This window comes from Thalassospira australica (assembly GCF_000763295.1).
Lineage (GTDB): Bacteria > Pseudomonadota > Alphaproteobacteria > Rhodospirillales > Thalassospiraceae > Thalassospira > Thalassospira australica.
Genome location: NZ_JRJE01000031.1, coordinates 1 through 18,399, shown reverse-complemented (window position 1 = coordinate 18,399; position 18,399 = coordinate 1). Strand labels below are relative to the sequence as shown.

General features: G+C 53.6%; 22 protein-coding genes. 13 read left to right on the top strand and 9 right to left on the bottom strand.

Translation table 11 applies throughout. The features are described 5' to 3' along the window. Positions 1-302 precede the first annotated feature (302 nt). Together JF44_RS0113250 and JF44_RS0113245 are read left to right on the top strand one after the other, a co-directional pair. Positions 303-1,940, top strand: coding sequence for an inverse autotransporter beta domain-containing protein (locus tag JF44_RS0113250; RefSeq protein ID WP_033069483.1), 1,638 nt, complete (start codon positions 303-305; stop codon positions 1,938-1,940). 73 nt (positions 1,941-2,013) lie between these two features. Beyond that, positions 2,014-3,174, top strand: coding sequence for a PA0069 family radical SAM protein (locus JF44_RS0113245; RefSeq protein WP_033069482.1), 1,161 nt, complete (start codon positions 2,014-2,016; stop codon positions 3,172-3,174). Positions 3,175-3,229: 55 nt separating this feature from the next. Here JF44_RS0113245 and JF44_RS0113240 read toward each other — a convergent pair whose 3' ends face one another. Continuing rightward, positions 3,230-3,508 (bottom strand): S4 domain-containing protein, encoded by a 279-nt coding sequence (locus JF44_RS0113240; protein WP_033069481.1) that lies wholly within the window; start codon positions 3,506-3,508, stop codon positions 3,230-3,232. A gap of 45 nt (positions 3,509-3,553) precedes the next feature. Here JF44_RS0113240 and JF44_RS20365 point away from each other — a divergent pair, with 45 nt between their 5' ends. Further along, positions 3,554-3,895: a hypothetical protein gene (locus JF44_RS20365; protein ID WP_156111692.1), complete on the top strand. Its 342-nt coding sequence runs from the start codon at positions 3,554-3,556 to the stop codon at positions 3,893-3,895. Here the strand turns inward: JF44_RS20365 and JF44_RS0113235 are convergent. Together JF44_RS0113235 and JF44_RS0113230 are read right to left on the bottom strand one after the other, a co-directional pair. Continuing rightward, positions 3,852-4,379, bottom strand: coding sequence for a hypothetical protein (locus JF44_RS0113235; protein WP_156111691.1), 528 nt, complete (start codon positions 4,377-4,379; stop codon positions 3,852-3,854). The genes JF44_RS20365 and JF44_RS0113235 overlap by 44 nt on opposite strands. 90 nt (positions 4,380-4,469) lie before the next feature. Next, entirely contained in the window at positions 4,470-5,066 is a 597-nt protein-coding gene (locus JF44_RS0113230; protein WP_156111690.1) for a hypothetical protein, read from the bottom strand. A 272-nt stretch (positions 5,067-5,338) separates the two neighbouring features. Here JF44_RS0113230 and JF44_RS0113225 point away from each other — a divergent pair, with 272 nt between their 5' ends. The 5 genes from JF44_RS0113225 to rpmF all read left to right on the top strand — a co-directional run bounded on the left by JF44_RS0113225 (position 5,339) and on the right by rpmF (position 8,565). Then, the gene (locus JF44_RS0113225) at positions 5,339-6,049 is read left to right on the top strand and encodes an alanyl-tRNA editing protein (protein WP_033069478.1); all 711 of its coding nucleotides are present in this window, start codon (positions 5,339-5,341) and stop codon (positions 6,047-6,049) included. A gap of 192 nt (positions 6,050-6,241) precedes the next feature. Beyond that, a complete protein-coding gene (gene sseA, locus JF44_RS0113220) occupies positions 6,242-7,099 on the top strand; it encodes a 3-mercaptopyruvate sulfurtransferase (protein WP_033069477.1) in 858 nt (285 codons plus the stop codon). Between the two features lie 43 nt (positions 7,100-7,142). After that, the gene (locus tag JF44_RS20025; RefSeq protein WP_052065885.1) at positions 7,143-7,661 is read left to right on the top strand and encodes a GNAT family N-acetyltransferase; all 519 of its coding nucleotides are present in this window, start codon (positions 7,143-7,145) and stop codon (positions 7,659-7,661) included. Continuing rightward, the gene (locus tag JF44_RS0113210; protein ID WP_033069476.1) at positions 7,658-8,344 is read left to right on the top strand and encodes a GNAT family N-acetyltransferase; all 687 of its coding nucleotides are present in this window, start codon (positions 7,658-7,660) and stop codon (positions 8,342-8,344) included. The genes JF44_RS20025 and JF44_RS0113210 overlap by 4 nt, the downstream gene beginning before the upstream one ends. 41 nt (positions 8,345-8,385) lie before the next feature. Further along, positions 8,386-8,565 carry a 50S ribosomal protein L32 gene (gene rpmF / locus JF44_RS0113205; protein ID WP_007090029.1) on the top strand — a complete coding sequence of 60 codons (180 nt, stop codon included), beginning with the start codon at positions 8,386-8,388 and terminating at the stop codon, positions 8,563-8,565. 215 nt (positions 8,566-8,780) lie between these two features. Here rpmF and JF44_RS0113200 read toward each other — a convergent pair whose 3' ends face one another. Continuing rightward, positions 8,781-9,737 (bottom strand): threonine ammonia-lyase, encoded by a 957-nt coding sequence (locus tag JF44_RS0113200; protein ID WP_033069475.1) that lies wholly within the window; start codon positions 9,735-9,737, stop codon positions 8,781-8,783. Positions 9,738-9,895: 158 nt separating this feature from the next. On the opposite strand from JF44_RS0113200, the gene metC reads away from it, so the two are divergent. Next, positions 9,896-11,080 (top strand): cystathionine beta-lyase, encoded by a 1,185-nt coding sequence (metC, locus tag JF44_RS0113195; RefSeq protein ID WP_033069474.1) that lies wholly within the window; start codon positions 9,896-9,898, stop codon positions 11,078-11,080. Between the two features lie 81 nt (positions 11,081-11,161). Here the strand turns inward: metC and JF44_RS0113190 are convergent, their stop codons facing one another. The 5 genes from JF44_RS0113190 to JF44_RS0113170 all read right to left on the bottom strand — a co-directional run bounded on the left by JF44_RS0113190 (position 11,162) and on the right by JF44_RS0113170 (position 14,174). Further along, on the bottom strand, positions 11,162-11,671 hold the full coding sequence (locus JF44_RS0113190) for a DUF3429 domain-containing protein (protein WP_033069929.1): 510 nt from the start codon (positions 11,669-11,671) through the stop codon (positions 11,162-11,164). Positions 11,672-11,790: 119 nt separating this feature from the next. Then, the gene (locus JF44_RS0113185; protein WP_033069473.1) at positions 11,791-12,027 is read right to left on the bottom strand and encodes a DUF6868 family protein; all 237 of its coding nucleotides are present in this window, start codon (positions 12,025-12,027) and stop codon (positions 11,791-11,793) included. A 53-nt stretch (positions 12,028-12,080) separates the two neighbouring features. Beyond that, positions 12,081-12,881 carry an iron chelate uptake ABC transporter family permease subunit gene (locus tag JF44_RS0113180; protein WP_202901514.1) on the bottom strand — a complete coding sequence of 267 codons (801 nt, stop codon included), beginning with the start codon at positions 12,879-12,881 and terminating at the stop codon, positions 12,081-12,083. Next, positions 12,878-13,717, bottom strand: a complete 840-nt coding sequence (gene znuC, locus JF44_RS0113175) for a zinc ABC transporter ATP-binding protein ZnuC (RefSeq protein WP_033069472.1) — start codon at positions 13,715-13,717, stop codon at positions 12,878-12,880. The genes JF44_RS0113180 and znuC overlap by 4 nt, the downstream gene beginning before the upstream one ends. Next, positions 13,698-14,174 (bottom strand): Fur family transcriptional regulator, encoded by a 477-nt coding sequence (locus tag JF44_RS0113170; RefSeq protein ID WP_033069471.1) that lies wholly within the window; start codon positions 14,172-14,174, stop codon positions 13,698-13,700. Before JF44_RS0113170 ends, znuC begins: the two co-directional genes overlap by 20 nt. Before the next feature lie 142 nt (positions 14,175-14,316). On the opposite strand from JF44_RS0113170, the gene hisI reads away from it, so the two are divergent. The 4 genes from hisI (at position 14,317) to JF44_RS0113150 (ending at position 17,891) form a co-directional block, all read left to right on the top strand. Beyond that, the gene (gene hisI / locus JF44_RS0113165; RefSeq protein WP_033069470.1) at positions 14,317-14,715 is read left to right on the top strand and encodes a phosphoribosyl-AMP cyclohydrolase; all 399 of its coding nucleotides are present in this window, start codon (positions 14,317-14,319) and stop codon (positions 14,713-14,715) included. 11 nt (positions 14,716-14,726) lie between these two features. Then, on the top strand, positions 14,727-15,872 hold the full coding sequence (locus JF44_RS0113160; RefSeq protein WP_052065884.1) for a CobW family GTP-binding protein: 1,146 nt from the start codon (positions 14,727-14,729) through the stop codon (positions 15,870-15,872). A gap of 337 nt (positions 15,873-16,209) precedes the next feature. Beyond that, a complete protein-coding gene (locus tag JF44_RS0113155; protein ID WP_033069469.1) occupies positions 16,210-17,040 on the top strand; it encodes an aldo/keto reductase in 831 nt (276 codons plus the stop codon). Between the two features lie 197 nt (positions 17,041-17,237). Then, complete coding sequence (locus tag JF44_RS0113150) at positions 17,238-17,891, top strand: YitT family protein (protein WP_052065980.1); 654 nt, start codon at positions 17,238-17,240, stop codon at positions 17,889-17,891. The last annotated feature ends 508 nt before the right edge of the window (positions 17,892-18,399 follow it).

Genomic DNA, 18,399 nt, shown 5'->3' with positions numbered 1-18,399 from the left:
ACTATAGGTTGCCCGGGCTTTTCGGCAAGAAAACAATTGTACCGATACACTTGCATGTCCGGAACCACATCGCACGCCTTTCCGCGTGCGCGGAAAATGATAACTTCCGCCAAAATGATAAGGAATAGAAGTAGCTGCAAGCACCCGGCGGCATTACGATTTTGGCAAATAACACACTGAAGTGACGGAAAAGTCACTCAGTACCGGGGCACAAATCCCCCACGCGCAAACAAAACCAGAATCCATGTCCAACACCTCGGCAATCCGTTGTTGGGCGACCAACACTGCTGACCGGATTTATTATGCCCATCACCCAAACCAGCCGACTTGTTCAGGTCATCGTTTCCGTTGGCGCGCTTCTTTGCACGTCAAACCATGCGCGCGCTGAAGCGTCGTCACAGCCTGAAAAATGGACCGGTCATATCGACCTTGAAGGCAAGGCCGGAACGGACAGAAACCTTGGCGAGACGGATTTGTTCATCCCCCTTTGGCAGGATGACGACACGCTGACCTTTACCAGCCTGCGTGCGCGAATGGATGACAATAACAGTCACGAAGGCAATTTTGGCCTTGGCATCCGCCAGATGCTTGACAATGGGTGGAACATTGGTGGCTATGGATATTTTGACCGTCGCCACAGTCCTTATGGCAATAAATTCAATCAGATCACCGTCGGGGTCGAGGCCCTGTCTATGAATTGGGACCTGCGTGCCAATGGCAATGTTCCAATTGGCACCACCAACTATGTGGAAGACAACCTTAGTAGCGTTGATTTCTCGGGCACGTCGATCATGTACTCCCAAGGCGAGGAACGCGCACTTCGCGGTTTTGATGGTGAAATTGGCTGGCGTGTTCCGCTGTTTGATACCGATGCCGGACAACAGCTACGTGCCTATGCCGGTGGATATCGCTTCACTGGCAGCAACGCCGATACTGTGCAAGGTCCGCGCGGGCGCATTGACCTGACCTTTGATGAAATCCCCTTCCTGTGGGCAGGATCTCGTTTTTCGTTGGGCGCAGAAATCCAGCATGACGACCCACGCGGCAGCCAGGGTTTTGCCAGTTTCCGCCTGCGTATTCCGTTACAGGGGCTTGGTGACACCCCAAAACCCAAACTGACTGCGATGGAACGGCGTATGACCGACCCGATCATCCGCGACATTGATATCGTCAATCAGGCTGGTACTTTTACCACCGCCGAGGAAATCACCGAAACCGCCGATGGTAAAACCATCACCCTGCTTAATAGCGACACAACAACCGGTGCGAATTTGGCAACCGCGATTGCCAATGCCGGGGTCAACTCCACCATTGTGCTGAATGGAGACTATACCGGCGTCAACAGTGTTGCGACCGTTCAGGACGGACAGACGATCATTGGTGGCGGCGCACTGGACATCAAAACCCCATCCGGGCGTTCTATCGCCGTTGCCATCCCGAATGCCTCCCTTTCCGGGTCAGGCAGTAACGGCGGCGGAGGTTCCAGTCGATTTTTTGACATGGCTGACAACAGTAGCCTGATTGGCGTAACGGCTTCCATCACAAGTACACTCAGTGCCACCATCGCCAAAATTGACGGCAAACAGAATGTTACCATCAAAGACAGCCCCCTCAAGGTAACATCCAACTCCACCGCATCCGGTATTCAGATTTCTGGCAGCAGCGATGTAAAGATCGATAACAACAATATAACCGTCGTTTCCAATGGCGCGAACAGTCAGTTCGCAACATTCCAGGGTACGAATGCCAATATCGCCATAGATGACAACACAGTTTCAATGACTGCTGCCACCAGTAATTACTATCTCTTGTTTGCTGGCGGGGCCGAGGTCAGCAACTTTTCGGGCACCGGAAACACATCCAATGACACATCATGCCATGACGGCTCTGCCGGCCCGATTACCGGATCGGTCACAACAAACGGCATCACATGCCCTTGATATAGGAATAGCTTAAATCTGGCCTTAGTGTATTTCGCTTGAATGTTCTTCTTTTGTTCTATACTTTGAACATATGCAAAACATCATCGAACCATCACTCGATCCAACAGAGCATACATTAACTGGCGAAAGCCGGACCAACCCGGGTTTTGATCCGGACCTGCTGCCTGCACGCAAACAAAAGGGCCGCGGGGCCGTATCAAATGTTGATGGCCGGTTTGAACGCCATATCCATCAGGCTGTTGATGACGGATGGATCAATCAACTCCTTGACGACGAACCGCCACGCGTCAAAACCACACTGGGCATTGATGGTGCACGCAGTGTCATCACCCGCAATCAAAGCCCGGACGTCCCGTTTGATCGATCAATCAACCCCTATCGCGGTTGCGAGCATGGCTGTGTCTATTGCTTCGCACGCCCGACACATGCCTATCTTGGTCTGTCGCCGGGGCTTGACTTTGAAACAAGGTTGTTCTGGAAACCCGATGCCGCACGCCTTTTGCGCAAACAACTGTCGAGTAAATCATACACCCCTGCCCCGATTGTGATCGGCACCAGCACCGACCCGTATCAGTCCGTGGATCGGGACAAACAACTGACCCGATCCATCATAAAGGTCCTGTCTGATTGTCAGCACCCCTTTTCGCTGATTACCAAAAGCGCGCTTGTAACCCGCGACATTGACCTGATTGCACCAATGGCGGCACAAAACCGGGCGTCGGCTGCGGTATCCGTCACAAGTCTCGATCACAGGCTTTCCAACCTTCTCGAACCACGTGCATCCGCCCCGCACCGCCGCCTTGATGCTATTCGCAAACTTTCTGATGCAGGCATTCCTGTCACTGTATTGTGTGCGCCTATCATTCCGGGCCTCAATGACATGGAAATAGAAAAGATCGTCGCCGCCTGCAAAGACGCCGGTGCAAGATCAATCAGCCATATCGTACTTCGGCTGCCGCTTGAAATCGCTGATCTGTTTGAAGAATGGCTTGAAGCGCACTACCCAAATCGCAAAGCCAAGATCATGTCGCTGATCCGCCAAATGCGCGACGGTGCAACTTACCAGTCACAATTTGGCACCCGCATGCGCGGCACCGGCCCGATTGCCGATTTGATTGCAACACGGTTCAAGGCAGCACGCAAAAAGCACAATCTGATCCCTCGTTCGCTTGATCTGGATTGTAGCGGCTTTAAACGGCCCAGCGCGAACGGGCAGATGTCGCTTTTTTAGCAGTGCCCGACGTGACCTGACACTGCTTAAAAGCGCCAATCGCACTTCTATCCGCCTAATCAGCACGGCGGATCAAAAGTGTGCTTTGCCCACCAACAGTCAACCTCAGAACTTCGCCATCATCGAATGCATAGCTTAGAATATGATGTTCGGGATCGTTGATCTGTTTGTCATCGATGCGAACCGCACCGCTTTGAACAAGATCACTGGCGGCAACACTGGTTTCAGCAAAGCCCGCCATCAGAATAAGCGACACCACCCCAACCCCGTCCTTTAGGGCATTGGGCGCGAAATCAAGTGTCGGCATACGATCAGCAATGGAGATATGGGTCATTTCCGGTTTCCTTCGTTGGTGAGGCCACCTCGGGCAAACCGGTTTATGGAAAAAACAAAGGCCGCCCTGGGGCAGCCGGTCTTGGTTCAAATCATAAACACATCAACAGGCGCCGCGCTATGTGCACGACGTAAAATAGGCGTTGAAATGTACAATCATGTTTTCCATGCCTTTTTGGATATGGCGAATTTTCACATCCGTCAAGCCTCTTTGCGCATCCATCTTTTCAAAAACCGAAAACATCCTGAACAAACGATCCCTCAAACACAAGAAGGCACCCGATGCAATTCGCAACGGATACCTTTGATTTTTAACGCAACAAGCTTTGCAGCAGCGCAAGGATCTAGCTTACCACGCGATAGCGTGCATGCGGGGCTGGCTCAGTGATCATTGCCGGGTCGATTACGGCATCGTCCCCCTCCAGGGGCTCAATGGCAGCAAGGCCTTCGCAGTTTTTCACGCTTAGATTACCGTTTTCCGAAAGCGCCGTGACACGCGCGTTTTCAAAGAAGCGCAGACCGCGTTTTTCCATCACATACAGGGTTTCACCGCCCCATTCCCCGGTCCAAACCAAACCGCCAAGGCCGTCCATTTCTTTTTCGATACGGGTTGGTGAAATCGGCATACCAAGGCAGGTCGTCAAAAGGAAGGAAAGCTCGGCCGCAGTCACGCCGTCTTCGCAGCATTCCTCTGCCAGAACGGACATGACAGCCATGGTTACAACCCGAAGCGAAACCTTGTCTGTCTCAAGCCCCGGGAAGCGGTTTTGCTGAAGTTCAACAATATCATTGGCGATGCGATCCACATCCCCCCGGATCACATAACGCCCACGCCATACACGGCAACTGGTTCTGACTTCCCATTCTTTCATGAATTTGTCCCCACCCGCTTGTTGTTTGTCCCTACTGAAGAACGATACATCATACATACATATCGTCAATCAATTTTTTGACTTTTTGTACTATTTTATACATTCCATCTGGAGCCACTGATAGCCAAGCGAAGACACCGCATATCCGCTGTCCTCTTCCACGGCCTCCAGATAGCCCCGTTCAACTGCTGTATGGAAATCACGGCTGAAATTACGCGGCATGCGCAGATGATCCTGCCGACGCAAAAGACGTCGAATATCATCACGGGTGACAAAGCTTCTGGCATCGCGATACTGCAACCAAACCGCTGCCAACAGGATCATTTCGGCAAATCCGCGCGGCTGCAAACGCCCGACCAAATCCCCAAAATCGCCGACAAAGGCTGTGATGAACATACCCGGATCGACAGAAGGTGAACCAACTGCATCTCCACCAGGTGCACCACCGCCCGCAGGATCGTCAGAAGGATTGCAAAGGTGATCATGGTCGATATGGTTGCGACCGGCTTGCTGCCCGGCGGCAACACCTTTTGCGCCCGCCACCCCTGTCATCCCCGGAACCGGTTGCACCTGACCAAACAGGGCGGCCATGACCACAGGCAAACGTGCCGGCGGAATGGCACATTCAAGATCGACAGGACCGAAGTCCCCTTCGCCTGACAGTTTGACATGGATTATGGCTGGCACGGTTGCTTTTCCCTGAATCACGCAGCACAAATACCATACATTTTGTATTTTTTTCAACACTATTTTACAATTTATGTACACCAATATACAAACCATATATTTCATGCGTTGAAATTTTGCCCTCGACAACACGCATGATCCCGCCACACGATAATGCCAAAAACAAAAGCCTCTCACCCGGTCGAAAACTGTCCGCCCGGCGTAAGCCACCCCAATGCTTGCAATACAGAGGACAAACCAAAAGAACGCCACCAACAGGAAGGACCAACAAGATGACACGCCTTTTGTTTCGCGAAGACGCATACGCCAAAACCTGCAGCGCAACGGTGACAGCCATCTCCGAGCGCGGTGTAGAACTGGATCAAACAGTGTTTTACCCAACCGCAGGCGGCCAGTCGGGTGATATCGGTACATTGACGATGGCCAATGGCACTGCCCTTCCGGTTGCCACCACTGTGAAGGACCGCGAAACAGGCCGCACCCTGCATATAATCGCCGAAGACCATCCGCTTCCGACCATTGGCGACAGCGTTACAGCCGAACTTGACTGGGACAATCGCCACAAACTGATGCGCTTTCACACCTGCCTGCATCTTCTGTGCGCGGTGATTGAGGGCGATGTAACTGGCGGCAACATCGCAGCCCACAAGGCACGGCTTGATTTCAATCTGCCGGACGCGGTCCTTGATAAAGATGAAATCAGCGACAAGCTCAACGCCCTGATCGAACGGAACGCCGATGTCTATGACGGCGAAATCACGGTGGCAGAACTCAAAGCAAACCCGGAACTGGTTCGCACCATGTCCGTGCAGCCGCCGATGGATGGTCATTCCATCCGCACCGTGACCATCGAAGGCATTGATTTTCAGCCCTGTGGCGGCACCCATGTGCAAAAAACCGGCGAGATCGGCAAGGTCATGGTTTCCAAAATCGAAAAGAAGGGCCGCCAGAACCGCCGGATCAACATCGTGTTTGCCGACTAAGCCAGCCCTTCTCAACCGGGCTGGCAGACCACGTCACAATTTGAACAGGAAACCCCACCTCTTGTATTCACTGCTGGTTGCCAGTCCAGGGCTGTACCGTTACAAATTCTATAAACATCAGGATCACCACATAAAGAGCCCGGAGCCAACCGGGATCACGCAATACCCACCATTGCCAATCGGAGCTTGTCCATGACCAACCCACTTTCCGACGCCCTTGTTTCCACCGAGTGGCTGGCGGACCATATTGACGCACCGGACGTACGCGTCGTCGATGCAAGCTGGTATATGCCCGCTGACAACAAAAATGCCCGCGAAATTTATGATGCAGAACACATCCCGGGTGCCGTGTTTTTCGACATTGACGACATCGCAGCAGACAACAGTGCGCCCCTGCCGCACATGATGCCTGATGCGATCAAGTTTTCTGCCAAGGTTCGCAAACTTGGTTTGGGCGACGGCGTTCGGATCGTGGTTTATGGCCAAACCGGCTCGGCCCTTGCTGCCTGCCGTGCGTGGTGGATGCTTCGCCACTTTGGCCACAATGATGTCGTGGTCCTTGATGGCGGCTTGCCCAAATGGCGTGCAGAAAACCGCCCGGTGACCGATGCGCCGACGCCACCGCGCGAACGCCATTTCACGGCGCGTGCCAACAGCTTCCTGCTGCGCGAATTTGATCAGGTTCTTTCAAACGTTAAAACCAAACGCGAACAGCTTGTCGACGCCCGTGCAGGTGAACGCTTCCGCGGCGAAGTTGATGATCCCTGGGGCAAGTCCGGCCACGTTCCGGGTTCCTATAACCTGCCCTTTACCGAACTGCTCAATTCAGATGGCACCTTCAAGACAGCCGATGAAATCAAAACCGCGTTTAACACTGCAGGTCTTGACCTGCACAAACCGATTGTCGCCAGTTGCGGCTCGGGGGTGACTGCCTGCGTTCTGGCAATGGGTGCCTATATTTCCGGCCATAAACAAGTCGCGGTTTATGACGGCTCCTGGGCGGAGTGGGCAACAACCAAGGACAGCCCCGTCGATACCGGCCCCGCCTGAAACGTCGCCTAACGAAAAAATCAGCCCACAAGTGAGCATCCCAATGCCCGTTCCATCCCCTTTTGGTTCCGACAAGACCAACGGTGACGCCGATGGGGCGGGCATTGTGCTTGAACAGTTAAAACAGCCTTCAGCCGAAGATATCACCGCAATCACCCGACTGTGGATTTCCACCGGATTGATCCCCGCCATTCGCGATGCCCGGCAGGATATCGAAAATTGTATCTCGGCCCAACATGGCAGCCTGATTATCGCCCGCCACCCCGGTGATGATCAGATCGTCGCAACCATGATGACCGGGCATGATGATATATTTGGCTGGATCCACTATTTGGCCATCGCCGAACATGCGCAGGGCATGGGCATTGGTCGCGAACTGGTAAGACTGGCCGAAGATATCCTGCGGACCTCAGGGTTACGCGAAATCCGGATCACCGTTGAAAATGCGACAGCGGGTGATTTTTACGCCAATCTGGGCTATGAGCGGGTTGGAAGCGCCCCCGATCAGACACCGCCTGAGTCGCACCAGAACACATTAATGTGCAAGAGTTTAATCCAATGACCCCATCCAATCCGCGCAAACTGGAAGTTGTCGTCAGCTTCCTTGAAATGCAAAGCCCGCCGGATCGCGTTCCGGCCATCGTCCCACCGGGAAAGGTTGCGATCATTCGCGCCGAAGACCCGACTTTGTCATTCTATCGCTACTTATATAATACGGTTGGCGAACCATGGCTTTGGTGGCAGCGTCGCCTGATGGGTGATGATGAACTGGCCCCGATCCTGGCAAAACCTGAGACACATGTTTATGTGCTTTATGTTGCCGGTGTCCCGGCAGGCTTTGCCGAACTGGACCTTTCGGACCTTGAATCTGATCGCGTGATTGACCTGCATTACATGGGCTTGATACCGGAATTCATCGGCAAGGGCTTTGGCAAATACCTGCTGAACTGGGCGATTGACACCGCCTGGAGCTTTAAGCCAACCCGTGTAACGGTAAATACCTGCACTTTGGACCATCCAAGTGCATTGGGGGCTTACCAAAAGGCAGGCTTTGCTATATATGATCAGCGAACGGACATTGTTGATGATCCGCGCGACACCGGGCTGATCCCCCATATTGATCATCATGTTGATCATGATGGCCATGCGGGCGGCAACGTCCCGGAACGCGAAAGTGGGAAGGAAAATGCAAATAATGCAGATTCCGACACTTTGATCGTTGACTTTCCCGACCGCGCACGGTAACAAGCGCGCCTGAGTTTACCCAAGCCAGAGGATGATGACCCATGGCAGTGCCAAAGAAAAAAGTGACCAAGTCCCGTCAGGGCATGCGTCGCTCGCATGACAAGCTCGCCAAGGGCTCGTACCGCGAAGACAAAGAAACCGGCGAACTGCATCGCCCGCACCACATTGATCCGAACACCGGTATGTACCGTGGTCGTCAGGTGGTCGAGCCGAAGATGTAATTCCGCTCCGGAGGGCTTTGGCTCTTTGGCGGTTTGCGACGCTATATAATTCCGCGCCAGTCCAATTGGGCTGGCGTCTGGTTTAAAAAGGGATGAAACCGTTTGGTTTCATCCCTTTTTATTTGCCCCCACACAGGCCAGACCCAAACAAACAAAAAGAGGGCCAAGCCCCCTTTTCATTCATCACCATACGTTTTGCCAGACCAGATAACTCCTTACTGGATACCGTCGGTTCCCGTACCACAGATAATCACGCCAACCCGGCCGGGATCAGTGACACCAAGGCGATCGGTCATGATGGCAGCAATCCCGGCTGCGGCCGATAGCTCGACCGAAATTCCAAGTTCCTTCCAAAGCCAGCTTGCCGCCTTTTTCATTTCTTCATCGCCAACAAGTGCAATACGATCAACATTCTTGCCAATCAGATCGACATTAAGAGCCGATGATTGACGCGGCGCCAAACTTGTCGCGGCTGTATTCACACTTGGCAGCGTCACAACTTCATTTGCCTTAAGGCTTTCAAACAGGGTCGCGGCCCCGGTGGGCTCAACACCAATCACCCGGATCGACGGGCGCAACAGGCGGGCTGCGGTTGCCACACCCGATATCAGCCCGCCACCACCAATGGCGACAACCAGCGTATCAAGGTCGGGTTGCTGCTCAAGCAGCTCAAGCGCAATGGTGCCCTGCCCGGCAATCACCTTGGGATCGGCAAAGGGATGAATGTAGGCCATGCCGCTTTCACGTGCATGTTCCATGGCTGCCCTATTGGCGTCATCCCACACAGCCCCGATCAACGCAACATCAACACCCTGCACACGCAACTTTTCGACCTTTGGCTTTGGCGTATTTGTCGGCAAAAAGATTTTGACCGGCACACCAAGGGTCCGCGCGGCATAAATAACCCCCATGCCATGATTGCCCCCCGATGCTGTGCACAACCCGGCAGTGCGCTTGTCTTCATCAAGCGCAAGGGCAGCATTCATGGCACCACGCGCCTTGAACGATCCGGTAACCTGCATGTTTTCAAGCTTAAGATACATTTCCGGAATGCTATTAAGGGCCGCAAACCCCGACAAGTCATTCAGGTTGCTGGCTTTGATCACCGGCGTCTGGCGCATATGGTTTGAAATGGCGCGACGCGCGGTTCGGAAATCCTGAAGTTCGATCACAAGGCCCCCTTGATATGATTGGTCAGTGTTGGCACCCGATAGAAATAACCTGATGATATAAATTCACAATGGCTTTTACGCAAAAACTCTTGAATGCCTGCCGCCAAGGTGGTTTGTCTTTGAGATGGAATACGTTGCGCCAAGGAGAACTGCCAGATATGTCGCCCAAAAGCCCCAAACACACCGAAACCAGACTGGTTCATGCCGGTCGTCGCTCCAGCCAGTATCACGGCGTGGTCAACCCGCCGGTTTTTCACGCCTCGACCATCCTGTTTGACAGTCTGGCCGAACTTGAAAAAGCAGGTGCATCCAAACCCGGCAAGGTGACCTATGGCCGCCACGGAACGCCGACACGCTTTTTGCTTGAAGAAGCCGTTGCCGACCTTGAAGGCGGTTACGGAACCCTTTGTGTGTCGTCTGGCGCGGCCGCGATCACCAATGCGATCCTGGCTTATGTCAAACCGGGCGATCATATTCTGGTGACCGACAGCACCTATTTCCCGACCCGCAACCTGTGCAATACCTTCCTTAAGAAGTTCGGGATCGAGACGGAATACTACGATCCAACCATTGGTGGCGACATCGCCGGTCTGATCCGCGATAACACTGCCCTTGTCTGGTGTGAAAGTCCGGGCTCGCTGACCTTTGAAATGCAGGATATCCCGGCAATTTCCAATGCCGCTCATGCGCGCGGGGTCAAGGTTTTGCTTGATAACACCTGGGCCTCTCCGATCCTGTGCCGTCCGTTTGAACTGGGTGTGGATGTATCGGTACAGGCGGGCACCAAATATATTGTTGGTCACTCCGATGTCATGCTGGGTTCCATCACAACCAAGACCGAAGAAGACCTTCTGACCGTCAAAAAACAAATCCTGATTGCCGGGGATGCGGTTGGCCCTGATGATTGCTACCTTGCCCAGCGCGGGATGCGCACCCTTGCCGTCCGGCTAAAACAGCATCATGAAAGCGGCCTTAAGGTCGCAAACTGGCTTCTGACCCGTCCGGAAGTCAAACGCGTTCTTCATCCTGCCCTGCCCGATGATCCGGGTCATGCGATCTGGAAACGCGACTTTTCCGGTGCGAGCGGCCTGTTCTCCTTTGTCATGGAGCCGGTCGAAAAACCGCAACTCGCCAACATGCTAGATAACATGGAACTGTTTGGCATGGGCTTTAGCTGGGGCGGCTTTGAAAGCCTGATCCTGCCATCCGATCCAACCAAAATCCGCACCGCCACCAAATGGGACGAAAACGGCATTTTGATCCGCCTTCATATTGGCCTTGAGGATCCTGACGACCTGATTGCCGATCTTGACGCGGGGTTTGAGCGTCTGAAAACCGCTTAGCTTGCCCACAATCGATGTGCACAACAACAAAGGGGTGTTCTTGATTGGGCGCCCCTTTCGCTTGAACGGCTATCTTTGCCCCTATAACCAGGAAAATAACAGCGATGCGACGACAATCGAAGTCAGGATCACGCGCAGATTGCCATACCAACCCGGGAAGTGGCTGGCGCGAACCGCATTCAGGTCAATCATCAACATCCCGGCAAAGCTTGCAGCCAGTGCCGGCAAGGCAACATTGCTGGACACCAAAAGCCCGAACCAGCCAATCAGCGACGGCACGACACTGACACCAAGGGCCATCCAGAGCCCGGTGCGTCTGCCCGGATCATTAAGCCATTCGGTGATGGCCCGCCCCCAATGCACCCCGCCCAGAAACGACAAGATCACCGCCCCATAGGCCACCAGCACATAATGGGCATAGGATTGATGATCGAGCGACATAAACGCACTGCCGACGCCAAGCCCCAAAAATGGTATCGCCCCGGTCAGGCCAAACCATCGCGCAGCAAGCGGTATGTCGGCGAAAAACCGACCGCCACCGGCGTTGCCGGCGGTACCTTGATCAGAACCTGAGACTGGGTGCTCGGACATGGCCATCTTCCCTGTGATAAAACATGTTTGACGTACGAATTGTCACGCCCAGCTGATCACTTGGCCGACACACGCTATCCAGGTAACGGACAGCGAAATTTAAAACAGCATCCATCCCCCTAGAACGCCGCCTTCAGAACAATCCACGGCACCAGATTAAAAAAGATAATCAGAAGTTTGTACTGCGCGATAAACCCGACATAGCGCGGCATAAGTTCATCGGACGAAACACCAAACAACGCACCATGAAGGCGTAATATCGGTGCGCGAAATACCGTCAGGAAGACTAAGCTGAACATCAACAAACCGATATTGATCAGCGTCGACCAGCCCAGAAAAACAGTGATCTGTTCCATAGCACGCACCTTTGATGGATAGTGTTTCCCCAGCAAAAGGATACCACAGCACACTATCCAGCGCGCTTAAATACCGGTGACAATCCTGCTGTCAGAACAAACAGTCCGGCCGCCGAAATCACGATACTCGGCCCCGCTGGCGTATCAACATGCCAGGACAGCGCAATTCCCGCCAAAACCGATGCAGCGCCAAACAATCCGGCACCAATCGCCATTTGTTCGGGCGTTCTGGCAAAAAACCGCGCGCTGGCTGCAGGCACGATCAAAAGGGCCGTGATCAAAAGAACCCCGACAATCTTGATCGCCATGCCGATCACAAGTGCCATCAGCAACATGAAGATCAGGCGCAAACGCTCTACCGGAATATTTTCCGCTGCGGCAATCTCGGGACTGACGGTAAGCGCCAACAGCGGTCGCCACATCCAGACCAGAACCGCAATGGCAAAGGTACCTCCCCCGGCCAGAAGCCAGATATCGCCCATGGTGACTGCAAGAATATCGCCAAACAGATACGCCATGATATCGACCGCCACACCCTGCACAAAGGCCAGTGCCACCATGCCAAGGGCCAGTGTGGAATGGGCCAGCATCCCCAAAACCGTATCATTGCCAATCCGCGATTGCCGCTGCCCAAAGGCAAGGATCAGGGCGGCAGCCAAGCAAGTCGCAATCATGCCAATGCGAACATCAACCCCGATCAAAAGACCAAGTGCAACCCCCAGCAAAGCGGAATGCGACAACATGTCACCGAAGAACGCCATACGCCGCCAAACGATGAATGCCCCGAACGGCCCGCAAACAAGCGCCAGCAACACCCCGCCCAGCACTGCCCGCATCAGGAAATCATCGATCATTTATCGGCTCCCGCAACGGCATTGGTGGTGTGTTCGTAATTGTTGCTGTGTGTATGGTGATGATGGCCGTCATGGTCATGGGAATGATCATGCCCACAGCCCCCGACAACATGGCCGGAAAGATCATGTTCATGATCATGTTCGTGGGTGTAAATGCCAATCGCGTCTGCCTCACGCACGCCAAACAAGGATCGGTATTCGGGATGCTGGCGCACGGTTTCGGGCTGTCCCGAACAACACACATGACGGTTAAAACATACCACCTTGTTGGTCTTTGCCATCACCAGATGCAAATCATGTGAAATCATCAGAACCGCACAATTCAGTTCGCCGCGAATGTTATCAATCAGGCGATAAAGTTCCGCCTGCCCGCTGACATCCACCCCCTGCGTCGGCTCATCAAGCACAAGTAGATTGGGGCGTAGCAAAAGCGCGCGCGCAAGCATGACGCGCTGTGTTTCACCACCTGAAAGCTGCCCCATCTGGGCATCAATGACATGGGCTGCCCCAACCTCGGTCAAGACATGAGCACACTCTGACCGCCTGGCCGAACGCGTCAGCGTCAAAAACCGCTTTACCGTCATCGGCAAGACCTGATCAATTGCCAATTTCTGGGGTACGTACCCGATGCGAAGTCCGCTTTTGCGTACAACGTTACCGCTATCTGGCTTTTGCAATCCCAGAAGCGTTTTAACAAGCGTCGATTTACCCGCCCCATTCGGCCCGATCAGGGTGATGATTTCACCGGCACGGATGGAAATGGAAACCTGATCAAGCACACGCTCGCTGCCAAATGACAAGATCAGGTCACGGCCCTCAATGAGTGGCGCAGTCATGGCACAGCCCCTTGATCTCGACCGTGGTCGCCTGAATGGTAAATCCAACACTGCGTGCAGCCTTGCGCACCGCATTGCTCATATCTTCATTAACGGCTTCTGCAACACGACCGCAATCGGTGCAGATAAAATACTGCCCCAGATGTTCGCAATCGGGGCGATCACACCCGAAATAGGCATTCAGCGACTCAACCCGGTGTACCAGACCAAGTTCCGTCAGGAATTCCAAGGCACGATACACCGTGGGAGGCTGCACGCGCAGCCCGTCGGCGGTCAGCGCATCCAGCAATTCATAGGCCGTCACCGCCTTGTGCGATTGCCAAATCAGGGTAAAGACCTTGCGGCGCATATCGGTAAAGCGCGCATTTTCGACGTCACAGACTTTCTCTGCTTGCGCAAGTGCGCTATGCACACATCTGTCGTGATCGTGACCCTTTTGTGGGAATAAATCGCTCATGATTGTCTGTCTCATATCACCGGTTTGCGAGATCGGACGCACCGATTTTCAAAAAGCCGTGGCATCTGATGAAATGTTATAATATATCATTTTCTGACGCGCCGAACCTGAAAAGTCAACCACCATCGACCGGAGTTCTCCCATGACGGGCTCAAACACACTGATTGCCGACAAACTGAAATTCAATCAAGACGGCCTGATACCGGCAATCGCGCAACAACATGACAGCGGCGAAGTCCTGATGATGGCGTGGATGAATCGCGACGCGGTGCTTGAAACCCTTGAAACCGGTCGTGTGTGCTATTTTTCACGCTCACGTGCGAAGCTCTGGCGTAAGGGTGAAAGCTCCGGCCAGGTGCAGAAACTGGTCGATTTCCGTTATGACTGCGATATGGATACCATTCTGGTTGAGGTCGATCAGACCGGAGTTGCCTGCCACACCGGACGACGCAACTGTTTCTATTTCGCTGCCCGTGATGGTCAGGAAGTCGTGATTTCCGATCCGGAAATCTCCGTAACAGACCTATATGGCAAGAAATAAGACACCCGATCATGTCGCTTACCAACGAACAATTTGAACGCATTGCAACCACCGTCATCACCGGCTTTCTTGGCAGTGGCAAGACAACACTGTTGAACGGCCTTCTGACGCAGGATGGCATGGATAAGACCGCTGTACTCATCAACGAGTTTGGTGAAATCGGTCTTGATCATTTGTTGGTGCGTGAAGTTTCCGAAGATGTGGTGTTGCTGAATGCAGGCTGCATCTGTTGTTCGGTGCGCGGCGATCTGATTTCGGGCCTGCGTGATCTGTTTGTCAAACGTACGCGTGGTGAAATCCCCGAATTTGACCGGGTGACCATTGAAACCACCGGCCTTGCCGACCCCGCACCGATCCTGCACACGCTCATGACCGACCCGTTGCTGACCACCAAGTTCCGCCTTGATAGCGTGGTAACCACAGTGGATGCACTGCATGGGGCCAGCCAGCTTGATCACCACCCCGAAAGCGTCAAACAGGCCGCCGTTGCCGACCGTATCCTGATGACCAAAGCCGATCTGACAGATGACATTACCCGCGAAACACTTGAAGGCAGATTGCGCGCCCTTAATCCCGCCGCGCCGATATATCCGGTGGTGAATGGCGATATTGCGGTTTCGAACCTGTTTAATGCCGGGCTGTATGATCCAACGACCAAAAGCATGGATGTACAAAAATGGCTGCAGACCGAGGCCTATGACCAACATGGCGATGATGGCGACCCCGCTCATCCCCATAATCACGATCACCACAGCCACAGCCACAATCATGACCATCATCATGAACACGACGGTCACGACCACGCCAATGACGTAAACCGCCATGATGATCACATTCGGTCATTTTGCATAACCTTTGACGAACCGTTGCACTGGGATGCCTTTGTCACCTGGGCGGATATCTTTACCCAGATGCGCGGCGAGAACCTTTTGCGTGTCAAAGGTATCCTCAATCTTGTCGGCGAAGACGCGCCGGTGGCCATTCATGCCGTGCAGCATGTGTTTCATCCGCCGGCCTCCCTGCCAGCTTGGCCAAGTGATGATCACCGATCAAAAATCGTTTTTATCACCAAGGATCTTGGCCCACAGGTCATCCGTGAATCGCTCTATCACCTGAATGCGGCCGTGAGTGAAACCAACGAAAACGGCACGGTTTGAGCCACATCAAGGATGCCGCCTTCCATTGGGTGCAGTATCTTATCTGGCTTGATACAGCCTCACTCCGGGGCACGGCCCCAAATCCTGAACTTCGGGCGGCCCGTTTATGACGGTCGCCCTTTTTTTTCAGTACCAAAACCCCTTTTGACACAACTGGTTTGGCTCCGCGTCTTTCTCCCTACGAACAGCGCTCTTCATCCAACCGTACAGGTTGCACATCACTTGATGCGGACTAAATCTGGCGCAGGTTGGGTAAACTGACATCTGATCGTCATTTGATCATGATCGAAACAGCACCCAAAATGACAACAATGAAACAAAAAGGGGGTAAACCATCATGATTTACCGGAACTGGCAGGGCACCGACATTCCCGCACTTGGCTTTGGGACCTACGAGCTGAACAACGAAGACGCGGCCAATATGGTCGTAGAGGCGGCAAAAATCGGCTACCGCCACTTTGACACCGCCCAGATGTATCATAACGAGGAAGGTGTTGGCCGCGGGCTCAAGAAGTCCGGCCTTGCACGAGACGACTATTTCCTTACGACCAAGGTCTGGTTCGACCAGTTCCAAAGCGGTGATTTACAGACATCGGTAATGGAATCCCTGCGCAAGCTTGATCATGAATTTGTTGATCTGTTGCTGCTGCACTGGCCAAACGATGACGTGCCGCTCGAAGAAACCATTGCTGCATTGAACGAGGTCAAGAACCTTGGCATGACGCGTCTGATCGGGATTTCAAACTTCCCGACGGCCCTGATCGAGCAGGCCGTATCACTTACCAACATCCCGCTTACCGTCAATCAGGTCGAATATCACCCCTATCTTGATCAATCCAAGGTGCTTGAAAGCCTGCGTGAACGCGACATGCTGCTGACTGCCTATTGCCCAATCGCACGCGGGTCGGTGATGAAAGACCCGATACTGAAAGATATCGCCGCCAAATACGGGAAATCGCCCGTTCAGGTCACATTGCGCTGGCTGCTGCAGCAAGACAGCGTCATGGCGATCCCGAAATCAGGCTCGCCCAAAAATGCTGCGGCCAATTTCGACATCTTTGATTTCGAGCTGTCCGACGGCGACATGGCTGCGATCAAGGGTCTTGCAAACCCGGACGGTCGCCTGATCGATCCATCCTTTGCCCCGGAATGGGACAAGGCCGCCTGATCTTTGGCCACAAACACCGCCATTCAAACGCATAAAATTACCAAGGCCGGCCTGATTTGGGCCGGTCTATTGCGTTGGGCAGCAATGCCTGGTCAAGAACCGGCAAATTTCAGCCCATGCCCGCATCCAACTTGTTTCGCACCTGCGAAAAGCGTATTTTTATGGCGATTGATCAACCATTTGGCAGCACCGCACATATGTCCACGCAAACCAAAACACCCAGTCCGACCGAAACCGAACCGGCAAAAAAGGACGATATCTCCCATCGCCTGTATGAGGATGTTCTGGCCCTATTGCTCGGCACCATGGTGGTTTCGCTTGGCGTGACGCTCTATAGCGAAAGCGTGCTTGTCACCGGCAGTACCGCGGGGGCCGCCCTTTTAATCGAACATGCCACGGGCCTGTCTTTTGGCGTTATCTTCTTTCTGATTAATCTGCCGTTTTACTGGCTGGCATTTAAACGTATGGGCATGGCCTTTACGGTCAAAACCTTCATTGCCGTTGCGCTTGTCTCGGGCTTTTCAAAACTGACCCCGATGCTGGTGGATTTTCAAATGCTCAACCCGATATATGCCGCGATTGCGGGTGGTGCACTGATGGGCATTGGCCTGCTCATGCTGTTCCGCCACCGTGCTGGCCTTGGCGGGGTTAACATCCTGGCCCTCTACCTGCAGGAAAACTTCAATATCCGTGCGGGATATTTCCAGCTTGCGGTCGATATGGTGATCCTCATCTGCGCCTTCCTGACCCTGCCCTTTGACAAGGTCCTGCTCTCGATCCTCGGCGCAGTCGTGCTCAACCTGATCATCGCGCTCAACCACCGTCCGGGGCGGTATTTGGCTGCACGTTAGTTCACCAATTGCCTGCCTAGCAGCATCACACCTTTGTTTACGCTGGGCTTTGGCGCCTTCACGCCATCCCTTAGTGAGCTTGACCAATGACCTGATTATTCCGTGGTGGGGTATTCACCTGCTACAAAATTACCCGTTGGGCGAGTTGAGGTTGGTTGAATTTGTTGCGCGAGCAATCTGCACAAACCATATGTAGAACAAAGCTCTGCTTCAGCATGAGAACAAAGCACGCCCGGTTCTTTTAACACTGTTTAATATCCGTATTTTAACTGGACCTCTCGACTATTTCTGGTCGCCTGCTCCAGAAACGGTCGATTGCCCCAAACGCAAAAAGCCGCCCCAAAAGACGGCTTTTCGTTTTCATGCGGATGCTGTGTCGCGCTGCAATCAGGCAATATCAGCAGGCAGGACATCCGTCGGGATGTTCTGATAGCATACCGGACGCAGGAAGCGGCGGATGGCCATCGTGCCGACCGAAGTCGCACCAAAGTTCGTCGATGCCGGGTAC

Bases quoted from the DNA above. Each gene is read 5' to 3' on its own strand.
- JF44_RS0113250 (WP_033069483.1), top strand. From the start codon at position 303: ATGCCCATCACCCAAACCAGCCGACTTGTTCAGGTCATCGTTTCCGTT.
- JF44_RS0113245 (WP_033069482.1), top strand. From the start codon at position 2,014: ATGCAAAACATCATCGAACCATCACTCGATCCAACAGAGCATACATTA.
- JF44_RS0113240 (WP_033069481.1), bottom strand. From the start codon at position 3,508: ATGACCCATATCTCCATTGCTGATCGTATGCCGACACTTGATTTCGCG.
- JF44_RS20365 (WP_156111692.1), top strand. From the start codon at position 3,554: ATGGAAAAAACAAAGGCCGCCCTGGGGCAGCCGGTCTTGGTTCAAATC.
- JF44_RS0113235 (WP_156111691.1), bottom strand. From the start codon at position 4,379: ATGAAAGAATGGGAAGTCAGAACCAGTTGCCGTGTATGGCGTGGGCGT.
- JF44_RS0113225 (WP_033069478.1), top strand. From the start codon at position 5,339: ATGACACGCCTTTTGTTTCGCGAAGACGCATACGCCAAAACCTGCAGC.
- sseA (WP_033069477.1), top strand. From the start codon at position 6,242: ATGACCAACCCACTTTCCGACGCCCTTGTTTCCACCGAGTGGCTGGCG.
- JF44_RS20025 (WP_052065885.1), top strand. From the start codon at position 7,143: ATGCCCGTTCCATCCCCTTTTGGTTCCGACAAGACCAACGGTGACGCC.
- JF44_RS0113210 (WP_033069476.1), top strand. From the start codon at position 7,658: ATGACCCCATCCAATCCGCGCAAACTGGAAGTTGTCGTCAGCTTCCTT.
- rpmF (WP_007090029.1), top strand. From the start codon at position 8,386: ATGGCAGTGCCAAAGAAAAAAGTGACCAAGTCCCGTCAGGGCATGCGT.
- metC (WP_033069474.1), top strand. From the start codon at position 9,896: ATGTCGCCCAAAAGCCCCAAACACACCGAAACCAGACTGGTTCATGCC.
- JF44_RS0113190 (WP_033069929.1), bottom strand. From the start codon at position 11,671: ATGTCCGAGCACCCAGTCTCAGGTTCTGATCAAGGTACCGCCGGCAAC.
- JF44_RS0113185 (WP_033069473.1), bottom strand. From the start codon at position 12,027: ATGGAACAGATCACTGTTTTTCTGGGCTGGTCGACGCTGATCAATATC.
- JF44_RS0113180 (WP_202901514.1), bottom strand. From the start codon at position 12,881: ATGATCGATGATTTCCTGATGCGGGCAGTGCTGGGCGGGGTGTTGCTG.
- znuC (WP_033069472.1), bottom strand. From the start codon at position 13,717: ATGACTGCGCCACTCATTGAGGGCCGTGACCTGATCTTGTCATTTGGC.
- JF44_RS0113170 (WP_033069471.1), bottom strand. From the start codon at position 14,174: ATGAGCGATTTATTCCCACAAAAGGGTCACGATCACGACAGATGTGTG.
- hisI (WP_033069470.1), top strand. From the start codon at position 14,317: ATGACGGGCTCAAACACACTGATTGCCGACAAACTGAAATTCAATCAA.
- JF44_RS0113160 (WP_052065884.1), top strand. From the start codon at position 14,727: ATGTCGCTTACCAACGAACAATTTGAACGCATTGCAACCACCGTCATC.
- JF44_RS0113155 (WP_033069469.1), top strand. From the start codon at position 16,210: ATGATTTACCGGAACTGGCAGGGCACCGACATTCCCGCACTTGGCTTT.
- JF44_RS0113150 (WP_052065980.1), top strand. From the start codon at position 17,238: ATGTCCACGCAAACCAAAACACCCAGTCCGACCGAAACCGAACCGGCA.